General features: G+C 71.9%; 10 protein-coding genes and 1 pseudogene. 6 read left to right on the plus strand and 5 right to left on the minus strand.

The window, feature by feature from the left end; all coding sequences use genetic code 11:
- Nucleotides 1–50: 50 nt before the first annotated feature.
- A complete protein-coding gene (locus GA0074692_RS08255; RefSeq protein ID WP_091641247.1) occupies nucleotides 51–1679 on the minus strand; it encodes an alkaline phosphatase D family protein in 1629 nt (542 codons plus the stop codon).
- Nucleotides 1680–2597: 918 nt separating this feature from the next.
- On the opposite strand from GA0074692_RS08255, the gene GA0074692_RS08260 reads away from it, so the two are divergent.
- Nucleotides 2598–3194: a hypothetical protein gene (locus GA0074692_RS08260; RefSeq protein ID WP_091641037.1), complete on the plus strand. Its 597-nt coding sequence runs from the start codon at nucleotides 2598–2600 to the stop codon at nucleotides 3192–3194.
- 79 nt (nucleotides 3195–3273) lie between these two features.
- Here the strand turns inward: GA0074692_RS08260 and GA0074692_RS08265 are convergent, their stop codons facing one another.
- Both GA0074692_RS08265 and GA0074692_RS08270 read right to left on the minus strand, forming a co-directional pair.
- Nucleotides 3274–4695, minus strand: coding sequence for an MFS transporter (locus tag GA0074692_RS08265; protein WP_245730232.1), 1422 nt, complete (start codon nucleotides 4693–4695; stop codon nucleotides 3274–3276).
- Nucleotides 4696–4803: 108 nt separating this feature from the next.
- Nucleotides 4804–5040: a hypothetical protein gene (locus tag GA0074692_RS08270; RefSeq protein ID WP_091641251.1), complete on the minus strand. Its 237-nt coding sequence runs from the start codon at nucleotides 5038–5040 to the stop codon at nucleotides 4804–4806.
- 134 nt (nucleotides 5041–5174) lie between these two features.
- On the opposite strand from GA0074692_RS08270, the gene GA0074692_RS08275 reads away from it, so the two are divergent.
- From GA0074692_RS08275 to GA0074692_RS08285, 3 genes are all read left to right on the plus strand, one after another.
- The gene (locus GA0074692_RS08275) at nucleotides 5175–6323 is read left to right on the plus strand and encodes a geranylgeranyl reductase family protein (protein WP_091641261.1); all 1149 of its coding nucleotides are present in this window, start codon (nucleotides 5175–5177) and stop codon (nucleotides 6321–6323) included.
- A 50-nt stretch (nucleotides 6324–6373) separates the two neighbouring features.
- Nucleotides 6374–6805, plus strand: a complete 432-nt coding sequence (locus GA0074692_RS08280; protein ID WP_141725198.1) for an HflX-like GTP-binding protein — start codon at nucleotides 6374–6376, stop codon at nucleotides 6803–6805.
- 136 nt (nucleotides 6806–6941) lie between these two features.
- The gene (locus tag GA0074692_RS08285) at nucleotides 6942–7838 is read left to right on the plus strand and encodes an SDR family oxidoreductase (RefSeq protein ID WP_091652952.1); all 897 of its coding nucleotides are present in this window, start codon (nucleotides 6942–6944) and stop codon (nucleotides 7836–7838) included.
- Between the two features lie 70 nt (nucleotides 7839–7908).
- Here GA0074692_RS08285 and GA0074692_RS08290 read toward each other — a convergent pair whose 3' ends face one another.
- Both GA0074692_RS08290 and GA0074692_RS08295 read right to left on the minus strand, forming a co-directional pair.
- Nucleotides 7909–8568, minus strand: coding sequence for a nucleotidyl transferase AbiEii/AbiGii toxin family protein (locus GA0074692_RS08290; RefSeq protein WP_245730233.1), 660 nt, complete (start codon nucleotides 8566–8568; stop codon nucleotides 7909–7911).
- Nucleotides 8565–8906 carry a hypothetical protein gene (locus GA0074692_RS08295; protein ID WP_091641274.1) on the minus strand — a complete coding sequence of 114 codons (342 nt, stop codon included), beginning with the start codon at nucleotides 8904–8906 and terminating at the stop codon, nucleotides 8565–8567. Before GA0074692_RS08295 ends, GA0074692_RS08290 begins: the two co-directional genes overlap by 4 nt.
- Nucleotides 8907–9164: 258 nt before the next feature.
- On the opposite strand from GA0074692_RS08295, the pseudogene fdh reads away from it, so the two are divergent.
- A pseudogene (fdh, locus tag GA0074692_RS08305) lies at nucleotides 9165–12419 on the plus strand (formate dehydrogenase); the annotation flags it as partial.
- A gap of 17 nt (nucleotides 12420–12436) precedes the next feature.
- On the plus strand, nucleotides 12437–13348 hold the full coding sequence (locus tag GA0074692_RS08310; protein ID WP_218106757.1) for a 4Fe-4S dicluster domain-containing protein: 912 nt from the start codon (nucleotides 12437–12439) through the stop codon (nucleotides 13346–13348).
- Nucleotides 13349–13565 lie beyond the last annotated feature (217 nt).

Consider the following 13565-nt stretch of genomic DNA (forward strand, 5'->3'; position numbering starts at 1 on the left):
CGGCCGGGCCCCGACACCATCGGGGCCCGGCCGGACGCGTTTCGGGGGCGTCAGGGCAGCGGGCCGTACTCCTGGCGCAGCCGCGCCGACCCGGTCGCCACCGACCAGCCGGCCACCCACGCGCTGCCGCTGGTGGGGCTGGTCCGCTCGGTCAGGTGGTACCAGTCCATCCGGCAGTGCTGCGGGGTCACCTCCAGTACGCCGTAACCGTGGCCGTCCAGCTCCGTCCACCGCACGTGCGGGTTGGTCGAGCGGATCAGCGACGCCCCGAACGTGCTCAGCGTGTTGTTCGGCGGCAGACCCAGGAAGTCGTTCAGGTTGTCGCTGGTCACCGAGGGGACCACGAACTCGACGGCGGTCGGCCCGGAGATGATGGTCGACCGGGTGGTCACCTCGTTCGCCCACGACATGTGGATGTCGCCGGTGAGGAAGACGACGTCCCGGGTCCGGGTCGCCCGCAGGTGGTCGACCAGCTCGTTGCGGTCGGCGTTGTAGCCGTCCCACTGGTCCGGGTTGAGCACCGCGCCGTTCTCCGGAATGCCGAGCAGCTCCCGCAGCGGGCCGAGCAGCCAGGCCGGCAGCGCGCCCAGGTCGAGCCGCGCCATCATCACCGGATTGCCGACCAGCTTCCATCGGGCCGTCGACCCGGCCAGGCCCGCCGTGAGCCAGGACATCTGGGCGTCCCCGGTGATCGTGCGGGCCGGGTCGTCCACCGCCGTGCCGGAGGCCTGCCGCGACCGGTACGACCGCAGGTCCAGCATGGACAGCTCGGCGAGCTGCCCGAACCGCAGCCGGCGGTGGATGGTCCCGTTCGCGCCGGCCCGCACCGGCATCCACTCGAAGTACGCCTGCCGCGCGGCGGCCAGCCGGGCCGCGTAGTCGCCCTCCGTGCCCGGGGTGTGGTTCTCCGCCCCGCCCGACCACTGGTCGTTGGCGACCTCGTGGTCGTCCCAGGTGATCACCCAGGGCAGTGCGGCGTGCAGCGCCTGGAGATCCGGATCGGTCTTGTAGTGGGCGTGCCGGATCCGGTAGTCGGCGAGGCTGAGCGTCTCGTGCGCCGGCTGCACCGCCCGGACCACCTGACCGCCCGCGTCGAACTGGCCGGTGCCGTACTCGTACAGGTAGTCGCCGAGGTGGACGACGAGGTGCAGGTCGCCGCGCGCGGCCAGGTGCCGGTACGCGGAGAACCACCCGGCCTCCCAGTTGGCGCAGGAGACCACCCCCAGCCGTAGCCGGTCCACGGCCGCGTCCACCGGCGGTGCGGTCATCGTCCGGCCGACGGTCGACCAGGTGCCGGCGTACCCGAAGCGGTACCAGTACGTGGTCGCCGGAGCCAGGCCGGTCACCTCCACCTTGACCGTGTGGTCCTGCCCCGGCCCGGTCGGTGTCGTCCCCTCGGCGGCGACCGTCCGGAAGTCCGGGTCGGTGGCGACCTGCCAGGACACCTGCACGTCCGGCCCCTTGCCCGAACCGGGCAGGGCGTCGTCGGTCGGGGTCAGCCGGGTCCAGAGCAGGATGCCGTCGGGCAGCGGGTCACCGGAGGCGACCCCGTGCCGGAAGGCGCCGGCGGCCGCGTGGGCGGGGAGGGTCGCGGCCAGCACCGCCCCGGCGAGGACGGCGGTCCCGGTGCCGGCACCGGCGACGCGGAGGAGCGTACGACGGTCGAGGGGGTTCATCATGCTCTATGTCCTACTGGTCACCCCACGACTCCGCTGCCCCTGGAGTCGAAGTTCGTCTATTTTCTGACGGCGGTTCCTGTTTGTGTGGTCTGGCACGGGCTGCCCACCCGCCCCGCGCCCCCACCCGTCCCCGGGCCGTGATCGACTCCGTTTCGGCGATGTGGCGCTGTCACGGACGCCCGAGACCGTCGTTTGGGCGATATGGCGTCGGTCAGGTCCCGGGGAGGCTGTCTGGCATCGCGTGTCCGGGTCCGCCCCGGCGGCTCCGGATCGCCGGTGTCCGCCATCGTTTCGGCGATGTGGCGCTGTCCAGGACGCCCGAGACCGCTGTTTCGGCGTAATGGAGACGCCGTAGGCCGCCGTTGCGGCGTGATGGAGTCGCTCAGACCCGGGGGAGCTGCCCGACGGGGCTGCGCAACCCCGGAATGCCGGCCGGGCGGGGGTCGTTACACCCTCCGGACGGCCGAGGAGGCAAGCGAGCGCGGCCGTCTCGGCTTGCTGACCGACTCGGGTTTTGCGGCATGTTGGGGTGTCCGATCGTCCGGAAGCCCCCACATGCCGTATGCCGGGTTGATCATGGCATTCGCCGACGACCGACGCCGACGCCGACGCCGACTGGTAGGCCCGGCAAGCCCGCCCCCGCCCCGGGTGGTCGGGTGGAATGCCGGCGGGCCGGGGGTCGTTACATCCTCCGGACGACCGAGGTAGCAGGCCCCGCACCCCCCACCCCCTCGGGTGGTGGTCGGGTGGAATGCCGGCGGGCTGGCGGTCGTTACATCTGGACCCGGCGTGGTGAGCCCCGCTCCCCGCCGCACCCCCCCTTTGATCTTTCCCCTCTTTTCTTTTGGGCGCCGGACGGTGCTCGCACACCCCCTGCCCCCTGGCGGGGTGTGCCGACCCCCGAATGGAGTAACCCTCATGGCTACGAAGCTGCTGCGTAAGACTGTTCTCGGTGTTGCTGGTCTGGCCTTCGCCGGTGGTGTCATCGGCGGTCCGGTCGGCACCGTCCTCGACACCACTGCCGCCCACGCCGCCACCCCGGCCGCCGCTGTGGTGCAGGCCGACAAGCCGGACACCAGCAAGCTGATCCCGCATGGTGTGCAGGGCGCGCAGTCGCGGATCCCGCTCAACACCGAGCAGACCGACAACGCGAAGGCGATCATCAAGGCCACGAAGAAGACCGGCATGAACGAGCGGGCCGCCGTGGTGGCCATCGCCACGAGCCTGCAGGAGTCGAAGCTGGAGAACCTGGGCCACCTGGGTGACCGCAACGACCACGACTCGCAGGGCCTGTTCCAGCAGCGTCCCTCGAGTGGGTGGGGCACGGTGGAGCAGATCACCGACCCCGAATACTCGACCACCGCGTTCCTCAACGGCCTGAAGGGTGTGGACGGCTGGGAGGACATGCCGCTCACCCAGGCCGCCCAGACGGTGCAGGTGTCGGCGTACCCGGACCACTACGCCCAGTGGGAAACCCAGGCCGCTGACCTCGTCGCCCAGCACTGGAACAGCTGACACACGGCAACAACGCTGATGGGCCGGCACCCCGAACCCCGGGGTGCCGGCCCACACGCGTACCCAGGTCGGTGCGGGGTCAGGGGCGTCGGCGGATGTCGAACAGGGCCGCGACGAGGGCCAGGGCGATGACGCCGATCGCGAGCAGCAGCGCGTCCCGGAACGCCAGCGACCACTGCCCACGGCTGCTCGACAACGCTGAGAAGAAGACGGAACCGACCGCGGCGATGCCGGCCGCCGAGCCGAGCCGCTGCCCGGTCTGGAGCATGCCGGCCGCGCTGCCCGCCTGTGGTACCGGCACCTCGGCGAGGGTGAGGGTCTGATTCGGCGTGATCACCAACCCACTGCCCAGGCCGGCGACGAGCAGCGGCAGGGCCATCACCAGGGGCACCGGCGCATCCGGAGTCAACCGGAGGACGAGCACCACCGTGCCCAGCCCCACGACGACGGTGACCAGGCCGACGGCGACCAGCGGCCGTCCGTACCGGTTGACCACCCGGCCGCCGAACGCGGACGCGGCGGCCGATCCCAACGCGAACGGGGTGATGGCCAGACCGGCCAGCAGCGCGGAGTAGCCCAGCCCGTTCTGCAGGAAGAGCGTGAAGACGAAGAACAACGCGGTGAATCCGCCGAAGTAGACCAGCGCGATCACCGACCCGAGCAGGTACGACCGCCGTCGGAACAATCCCAGGTCGAAAAGGGGCTCGCCGCGCCGGGCGTACCAGTGCTCCCAGAAGCCGAACGCGGTCAGCGTCCCCAGCCCGGCGGCCACGAGCAGCCAGCGACCCGCGCCGTGCCACTGTTCCCGCTGCACCAGCGGCAGCAGCACCAGGACGACTCCGACGCCGAGCAGCAGCACGCCCACCGGGTCCAGCCGTCGGGGTCCGGCGCGTTTCCGACGTGCCGGAGCGGGCAGCAACCGCCACCCCAGCACCACTGCGGCGACACCGACCGGCACGTTGACGAAGAAGACCCACCGCCAGCCGTGCTCCTCGCCCCCGATCGCGATGAGCAGCCCGCCCAGCAGCGGACCGATCGCGGTGGAGATCCCGATCGTCGCGCCGAGCAGACCGAACGGCCGCCCCCGCTCGGGACCGTGGAACAGCTCCTGGATCAGCCCGGTGACCTGAGGGTTGACCAGACCGGCGGCAGCGCCCTGGAGGAGCCGGGCGGCGATCAGCCAGGTGGGTGAGGCGGCGAGCCCGGCCAGGGCGCTGGTCAGCGTGAACAGGGCGATCCCGACGACGAACGCGGTGCGCCGACCCCGGGCGTCCCCCAGCCGGCCGGCGGGCACCAGGACCAGCCCGAAGGTCAGCGCGTACCCGGAGAGGACCCACTGGAGGTCAGCGGGGCTCGCCCCGAGCGCCCGGTCGATCGACGGTACGGCGACGTTGACGATGCTGACGTCGAGCAGGGTCATGAAGGCCGCGACCAGCCCGACGGCGAGGGCCTGCCAGCGACGCCGGTCGCTGCCGCGTTCCGCCGTCCCGGACCGGCTCACGCCGGATGCCGTCGGATCATGCACCTCGGACCGCTACCCGGCACCGCAGCCGGCAAACGGCCGGCTCCGGCAGGCCGGCAGCACCAACAACCGGCACCACCCGACCGGTCACGCCATCTGCCGGGCGCACCAGCGCGGACCGAAGTCCAGCCCGGCCATCGGGGAGTCCTCCCGGTGCAGCAGGTTCTTCTCCGACAGCATCCGCAGGGGCGCGGCGATCTCCTCCTCGGTCAGCCCGGACTCCTCGGCGATCACCCCCGGGTACGGCACCTGCCCGCGCGCCTCCAGCGCGTAGACCGCCTCGTAGACCCGTTCCTCCAACTCCGAGAGCGGAACCTGCTGCATGACGTCCTCCTTCGACGGCCGTCTCCGTGCGCGGGTGTGCGCAGGGCCGCTTACCCTCGGTGGCGGCAATGATGCCCGCCCGGCCGGACGCTCCGCCGCGTCCAGTGGGGCAGGAGTGGCCTAGGCTGCCTGACGTGAGGGTCTGGGACTGTGCTGTCATCGGGGCCGGCCCGGCCGGTCTCTCCGCCGCGTACGCCGCCGCCCGGGCCGGTGCCCGGACCCTCGTGCTGGAGCGGGCCGCCCACCCCCGCTACAAGACCTGCGGCGGGGGACTGATCGGCACCTCGCTTGCCGCCGTCGCCGGGCGGATCGAGGTGCCCGCCGACGACCGTGTCGACCGGATCACCTTCACCCGCGACGGCCGTCGGGAGTTCACCCGCCGGCACGCCGCGCCGCTGGTGACGATGGTCCGCCGGGAGGAGTTCGACCGGCGACTGCGGGACGCCGCCGTCGGGGCCGGCGCCGAACTGCGCGAGCGTGCCCCGGTCCGGGCCGTGGAGCAGGACGCCGACCAGGTGCGCATCCGCCTGGCCGACGGGGACACCGTCACCGCCCGGGTCGTCGTCGGGGCCGACGGCTCCTCCGGCGTCACCGCCCGCCACGTCGGCGTCCGCCACCAGCAGGTCGACCTGGGGTTGGAACTGGAACTGCCAGTGCCGGAAGACGAGCAGGCGCGCTGGCGGGGACGGGTGCTGCTGGACTGGGGACCGATTCCCGGCTCGTACGCCTGGGTCTTCCCGAAGGGCGACCGGCTCACCGTCGGCGTGATCGCCGCGCGGGGTGAGGGGGAGCGGACCCGCGCCTACCTGCGGGCCTTCGTCGACCGGCTGGGGTTGACCGGCCTGGAGCCGGCGCACGACTCCGGACACCTCACCCGCTGCCGTGCCGACGACTCGCCGCTGTGCCGGGGCCGCGTGCTGGTCGCCGGGGACGCCGCCGGCCTGCTCGAACCGTGGAGCCGGGAGGGAATCAGCTACGCGCTGCGCTCCGGTGCCCTGGCCGGCGCGGCGGTGGCCGCCGGTGACCTCGACGGGTACGCCCGCGCCGTGCACGCCGAGCTGGTGCCGTCGATGCGCGCTGGGCACCGGCTGCTGGACGTCTTCTCCCGCCGTCCCGAGGTGTTCCACGCCCTGCTGGCCACCCCGCCGGGCTGGCGGATGTTCGTCCGCTTCTGCCAGGGCCGGACCAGCTTCGACGAGACGCTGAACCGGGCCCCGGTGCGGGCCGCGCTGGCCCTGCTGGACCGGCTCCCGGCGGCCCGGTCACCGGTGCGTGTCGGGTAGCACGCCGAATTCCGGTGGGCGTGCGGTCGCCCGGCTGGGACGCTGTGCACGTGACCGCCGTCCGCACTGTGGTCCTGGTGGGTTTGTTCTCCGCCAAGGACCGTGACTACCAGGCTCACCTCGAGGCCGTGGAGGCGCGGGTGACGGCGCTGGGCGGGCAGGTCCTGGAGCGGTTCGCGCAACGCAGAGGCGTCTCCGACGGCGGCGTCCGGTTGATGACGGCCCCACTCTCGCGGCGGTTCCTCGTCGGCCGGGGAAAGCTGGCGGAGATCGCCACCACCTGTTCGAGCCGGGACGTCGACGCCGTCGTGTTCGTCAACGACCTGAACGACTACCAGCGCCGATGGCTGTCGACCCGGCTCGAGCGTCCGGTCCTCACCCGGGCCGACCTCGACCAGCCGGTGCAGAGCCTGGCCGCCCTGACCCGATCCCAGCCGCGCGCTCGCCGGAGAACCACCCACCGTCGGTCGTCCAGCTGCTGACCCGAGCTGAGCCAGCACCGGTCCACCGCCGGGTACCGCTTGCGCCCGTCCTATCGGGACATCCGTCTCGTTTCCGCGCGTCGCCGTCGGGTACGGCAGGGACGACCCGCCGGTGACGCGTACGAGGAGACAAGTGGTGAGCGAGGACCAGTACACCCAGCAGGACCCGACCCAGCAGTATGCGCAGGACCAGCCGCAACAGCAGCAGTCCCCGCCAGGCACGACGCGGGGAATGCGGCCCCGGCCCGACCACGGTGAGGAGTCGTACCGGGGCAGTGGCCGGCTCGAGGGCAAGCGGGCGCTGATCACCGGCGGTGACTCGGGTATCGGCCGGGCGGTCGCCATCGCCTTCGCTCGGGAGGGCGCCGACGTGCTGATCTCCTACCTGGGCGAGGAGGAGGACGCGGACGCCCGGGACACCGTCCGGCTGGTCGAGGAGGCCGGGCGTCGCGGCGTCGCGGTCCGGGGTGACATCGCCGACGAGAGCAACTGCCAGTCGTTGGTTGACCGGACCCTGAGCGACCTCGGTGGGCTCGACATCCTGGTGAACAACGCCGCCTACCAGATGGCCCAGGACAAGGGCATCGCCGGGATCAGCAGCGAACAGTTCGACCGGGTGCTCAAGACCAACCTGTACGCGATGTTCTGGCTCTGCAAGGCCGCCGTCCCGCACCTGCCGGAGGGCGGGGCGATCATCAACACGTCCTCGATCCAGGCGTACCAGCCGTCGCCCCAACTGCTGGACTACGCGACGACCAAGGCGGGTATCGCCAACTTCACCAAGGCGCTCGCCGAGGACCTCGCCGACCAGGGGATCCGGGTGAACGCGGTGGCCCCCGGCCCGGTGTGGACCCCGCTGATCCCGGCGACCATGCCGGAGAAGAAGGTCGAGTCGTTCGGCGAGGACACTCCGCTCGGCCGGGCCGGCCAGCCCGCCGAGCTGGCCCCGGCGTACGTCTTCTTCGCCTCCCAGGAGTCGAGCTTCATCACCGGCGAGGTGCTCGGCGTCACCGGCGGCAAGCCGATCAGCTGACGACCGGTGGCCCGGCCGGCACCGGAGTCGCCACCCGGCGGACCGGCGTCCGTCGGGTGGCTGGGCGAACTCAGCGCGGCCAGCCGGCGAGCCGTTCCCGCAGCCGGCGGACCTGCTCGGCGTCCAGACCGTACCGGGCGAACCGGCGCTCGGGCAGTCGGTCCAGGTAGCGGCCGGCGGCGGCCACGTCCGCCGGGTCCAACGCCGGGTCGAGCTGCCGGGCCAACGCCAGCAGTTCCGGCACCGGGTAGTGGTCCAGCGCGGCGGCCACGTCGATGTAGTCGCGTACCTCCCGGCGGTTGACCAGGGCCGCCGTCTTGCTCGCCACCAGGTCGCGGACGTCCATCACCGGTCCCAGGTCCATCACCACCGGGCTGCGGTACCTGTCGAGGCGGGCCAGGGTCAGCCGGAGCTGCCGGTCGCCCCGGGTCACCACGAAGTCCTTCAGGTCCTGGTCGAAGCCGGCGAACAGGTCGGCCAGCTCACTGTCCGGGTCGGCGTCGGCGACCTCGAAACCGGCCCGTTCCAGGGCGGTCCGTACCTCCACCGCCGCCGCGGCCGCCGCGCCCTCGACGTCGGCGAACAGGTCGACGTCCTCGGTGGGGCGGGTGACCAGGCCGTGGGCCGCCCAGGCGACGCCGCCGCCGAGCACGAACCGGTGCGGACCGGCCGCGGCGAGGGCCACCCGGGCGACCTCGCGGTAGAACTCGTTGAGGTGGGTGGTGCTCACGCGGTACGCAGACAGCGGTGCCGGCTCTCCCACGCCTGCCGTACCCCCCGGGGGAGGTTCAGCCGCCGCCAGACCAGGCGCAGGGTCCGTCCGTTGATCAGTTGCCGGAGGTCCTCGCAGCGGGTGGTCTCGCGCAGGACGTTCTCGTACATCCAGAGCAGGTCGTCCGGGTCACCGAGGTCGAAGGTGCGCTCGGTGCTCCACATCAGCCGTATCGGCAGTTCGACCAGACCGTACTGCGGGCCGGTCAGCTCGGCGAGGGTGCGCGCGACCACCGCCGGGCGTCCCGGGCGGGCCAGGAACGCCACGCCGGCCGCGGTGGGGGAAAGGCCCTGCATGCAGTCAGGGTAACTCCCCAGGCGGGCACGCCGGGCCGTCCTCCGGCCGCGCCCCAATAAAGCCTATCTTCCTAGGATGCCCAAGGGAGTGGGTGGTCACCCACCGGGAGAAGATCCACCGACTCGGGTCGCGACCGGCTGTGGTGGTTGCAGGGGACCCTTCCTCATCAAAAAGCGGTAGGAAGGGTCCCCTGCAACCACTACAGCCGCGGGCTGGCCTAAGGTCGACGGGGAGAGGCGCGGAGGGAGGTGCCGGCGGTGGGACTGCGGACTTTCCTCGAGGGTTGGCCGGTCTACCGGCAGCTCACCGGCACGGATCCGCTCGGCCGGGGACCTGCGGCGCAGTCCGCCCGGTCGCGGGCGCTCACCCCACGCACCGAGACTGCCGACCGGGTCGCCCGGTCGGTGTGTCCGTACTGCGCGGTGGGCTGCGGGCAGCGGGTCTTCGTCACCGACGGGCAGGTCACCCAGATCGAGGGGGACCCGGACAGCCCGATCTCCCGGGGGCGGCTCTGCCCGAAGGGTTCGGCCAGCAAGTCCCTGGTGACCAGCCCGCTGCGGCAGACCACGGTCCGGTACCGGCGGCCGTACGCCACCGAGTGGGAGGACCTGGACCTCGACACCGCGCTGGACATGATCGCTGACCGGATCCTCGCCGCGCGGGACGCCACCTGGGAGGACGTCGACGCCGAGGGGCGTCCGCTGAACCGGACGCTGGGCATCTCCAGTCTGGGCGGGGCGACGCTGGACAACGAGGAGAACTACCTCATCCGGAAGTTGTTCACCGCGTTGGGCGCGTTGCAGATCGAGAACCAGGCGCGGATTTGACACTCCGCCACCGTCCCCGGTCTGGGGACCAGCTTCGGTCGCGGTGGTGCGACGGACTTCCAACAGAACGTCGCCAACGCTGACGTCATCGTCATCCAGGGCTCGAACATGGCCGAGGCCCATCCGGTGGGCTTCCAGTGGGTGATGGAGGCGAAGCGGCGCGGCGCCAAGGTGTTCCACGTCGATCCCCGGTTCACCCGGACCAGCGCGGTCGCCGACACGTACCTGCCGATCCGGGCGGGCACCGACATCGCCCTGCTTGGTGGGGTGGTGCGGTACATCCTGGAGAACGAGTTGGACTTCCGGGAGTACGTGCTGGCGTACACCAACGCGGCGACGATCGTCAGCGAGGACTTCGTCGACACCGAGGACGGCGACGGGCTCTTCTCCGGGTTCGACCCGGAGACCAACAGCTACGTGGAGGACAGCTGGCAGTACGCCGGGCACGAGCGCGACTCCGGCAGCGGCCTGACCGCGCGGGATCGGGACAGCGCGGCCGGCCTGGCGCACGAGTCGCACGGCGCGCCGGTGCCCGGCGAGGTCCGACGGGACGACACGTTGCGGCATCCGCGCTGCGTGTACCAGATCCTCAAGCGGCACTTCGCCCGGTACACCCCGGAGATGGTGGAGCGGGTCTGCGGCATCCCGCAGGAGAAGTTCCTCGAGTTGGCCCGGGCGTGGACGGAGAACTCGGGTCGGGAGCGGACCGGCTGTCTGATCTATTCGGTGGGGTGGACGCAGCACAGCGTGGGGGTGCAGTACATCCGGACCGGGGCGATCATCCAGTTGTTGCTGGGCAACGTGGGGCGTCCCGGTGGGGGGATCCTGGCGCTGCGGGGGCACGCGAGCATCCAGGGGTCGACGGACATCCCGACGCTGTTCAACCTGCTGCCGGGTTACCTGCCGATGCCCCGGTACGACGCGCACGTGACGTTCGACGACTGGGTGGGCAGCATCGCGCATCCCCGGCAGAAGGGGTTCTGGGGTAACGCGCGGGCGTACGCGGCGAGTCTGTTGAAGGCGTACTGGGGGGACGCGGCGACGCCGGAGAACGACTTCTGTTACGGGTACCTGCCCCGGCTGACCGGGGACCACGGGACGTACCAGCAGGTGTTGAACATGATCGACGGGAAGGTGAAGGGTTACTTCCTGTTGGGTCAGAACCCGGCGGTGGGCTCGGCGCACGGCCGCGCACAGCGGTTGGGCATGGCGAACCTGGACTGGCTGGTGGTCCGCGACCTGTTCATGATCGAGAGTGCGACGTTCTGGCGGAACTCTCCGGAGGTGGAGACCGGCGAGATCGTGCCGGAGGAGTGCCGGACGGAGGTGTTCTTCCTGCCGGCCGCCTCACACGTGGAGAAGGAGGGCACCTTCACCCAGACGCAGCGGTTGTTGCAGTGGCGGGAGAAGGCGGTGGACCCGCCGGGCGACTGCCGGTCGGAGTTGTGGTTCTTCTATCACCTGGGGCGGCGGCTACGGGAGAAGCTGGCCGGCTCGACGCTGCCCCGGGACCGGGCGCTGCTGGATCTGACCTGGGACTACCCGACGCACGGTCCGGACGCGGAGCCGAGCGCGGAGGCGGTGCTGCGGGAGATCAACGGCTTCGAGGTGGGGTCGGGTCGGTTGTTGTCGTCGTTCGTGGAGGCGGCCGACGACGGGTCGACGGCGATCGGGTGCTGGATCTACAGCGGGGTGTTCGCCGACGGGGTGAACCAGGCGGCGCGGCGGCGGTCGCGACACGAGCAGGACTGGGTGGCGGCCGAGTGGGGTTGGGCGTGGCCGGCGAACCGGCGGACGCTCTACAACCGGGCGTCGGCGGATCCGGACGGCCGGCCGTGGAGTGAGCGGAAGAAGTACGTCTGGTGGGACGCCGACGCCGGGGAGTGGACGGGTTACGACGTGCCGGACTTCGAGCGGACGAAGCCGCCGTCGTACCGGCCGCCGGAGGGGGCGACCGGGCTGGCGGGCCTGGCCGGCGACGACGCGTTCGTGATGCAGGGTGACGGCAAGGGCTGGTTGTACGCGCCGACGGGGGTGCTGGACGGGCCGTTGCCGACGCACTACGAGCCGGCGGAGTCGCCGGTGCGGAACCCGTTGTACGGGCAGCAGACGAACCCGACGCGGAAGGTGTACGAGCACCCGGTGAACTCGGTGAACCCGTCCCCGCCGCAGGCCCACGCCGAGGTGTTCCCGTACGTGTTCACGGTCAGCCGGTTGACGGAGCACCACACGGCGGGTGGGATGAGCCGGACGGTGCGGCCGTTGGCGGAGTTGCAGCCGGAGATGTTCGTGGAGGTGTCGCCGGAGTTGGCGGCCGAGCGGGAGCTGACCCACCTGGGGTGGGCGCACCTGGTCTCGGGGCGGGCGGTGATCGAGGCGCGGGTGCTGGTGACGGATCGGTTGATCCCGTTGCGGGTGGCGGACCGGGTGGTGCACCAGGTGTGGTTGCCGTACCACTTCGGCACGGAGGGCCTGGTGACGGGTGATTCGGCGAACGACCTGTTCGGGATCACGTTGGACCCGAACGTGCTGATCCAGGAGAGCAAGGTCGGTACGTGTGACGTGCGGGCGGGCCGCCGGCCGAGGGGCACGGCGCTGCGGGACCTGCTGGCGGAGTACCAGCGGCGGGCGGGGTTGACGCCGGGCGCGGGTGGTCGACAGGGCGCGCCCGATGCCTCGTCCGGTCCCGGACAGGGAGAGTGATCGTGGACGCCAACAGCCTCTTCGGGCCGCTGGATCCGGCGCCGGACGCGGGTTGGTCGGACGCTCCGCCCCGGATGGGGTTCTTCACCGACACCAGCGTGTGTATCGGGTGTAAGGCGTGCGAGGTGGCCTGCAAGGAGTGGAACGGGGTGCCCGGGTCGGGCCTGGACCTGCTGGGCATGTCGTACGACAACACCGGGGCGTTGACGGCGAACTCGTGGCGGCACGTGGCGTTCGTGGAGCAGCCGCGCCGGGTCGGGCCGGGACCGGCGGCGGGTCCGCAGTTCCTGGGGATGCCCGGGTCGCAGCCGCCGGGGCGGACCGGTGACGTGAGCGGGCGGTCGGATCTGCGCTGGCTGATGATGTCGGACGTGTGTAAGCACTGCACCCACGCGGCCTGTCTGGACGTGTGCCCGACCGGGTCGTTGTTCCGGACGGAGTTCGGGACGGTGGTGGTGCAGGAGGACATCTGCAACGGCTGCGGGTACTGCGTCCCGGCGTGTCCGTACGGGGTGATCGATCAGCGTCAGGGTGACGGCCGGGCGTGGAAGTGCACGTTGTGTTACGACCGGATCGGCGCGGGCTCGACGCCGGCGTGTGCGCAAGCGTGTCCGACGGAGTCGATCCAGTACGGGCCGTTGGCGGAGCTGCGGGAGCGGGCGGCGGAGCGGGTGGCGGTGCTGCACGAGCGGGGAGTGCCGGAGGCCCGGTTGTACGGGCACGACCCGGACGACGGGGTGGGCGGGGACGGTGCGTTCTTCCTGTTGCTGGACGAGCCGGAGGTGTACGGTCTGCCGCCGGACCCGGTGGTGACGACGCGGGACCTGCCCCGGATGTGGCGACGGGCGGGGGTGGCGGCGTTGGCGATGGCGGCGGCGGTGGTGGCGGCGTTCGCCGGTGGCCGGTCGTGACCGGGGACGGGCGGCCGGTCGGAGAACTGTTCCGGCGGTTCCGGGAGCGGTTGGCGGCTGCGGACACCGGCGACGGGCAGCGGTTGGCGGCTGGCGAGGATGCCGCCGGGAAGCGGCTGGCGACTGCGGAGGGCGCTGGCGGCGCGCGGGCAGGCGCCGGGGCAGGAGGCGACCGGGCGTCGAGGGCGGGGCGTCGGGGACGGCGGGGTGGTGAGGA

It is taken from the genome of Micromonospora pallida, from assembly GCF_900090325.1.
Taxonomy (GTDB): Bacteria; Actinomycetota; Actinomycetes; order Mycobacteriales; family Micromonosporaceae; genus Micromonospora; species Micromonospora pallida.

Bases quoted from the DNA above. Each gene is read 5' to 3' on its own strand.
- GA0074692_RS08255 (WP_091641247.1), bottom strand. From the start codon at position 1,679: ATGATGAACCCCCTCGACCGTCGTACGCTCCTCCGCGTCGCCGGTGCC.
- GA0074692_RS08260 (WP_091641037.1), top strand. From the start codon at position 2,598: ATGGCTACGAAGCTGCTGCGTAAGACTGTTCTCGGTGTTGCTGGTCTG.
- GA0074692_RS08270 (WP_091641251.1), bottom strand. From the start codon at position 5,040: ATGCAGCAGGTTCCGCTCTCGGAGTTGGAGGAACGGGTCTACGAGGCG.
- GA0074692_RS08295 (WP_091641274.1), bottom strand. From the start codon at position 8,906: ATGCAGGGCCTTTCCCCCACCGCGGCCGGCGTGGCGTTCCTGGCCCGC.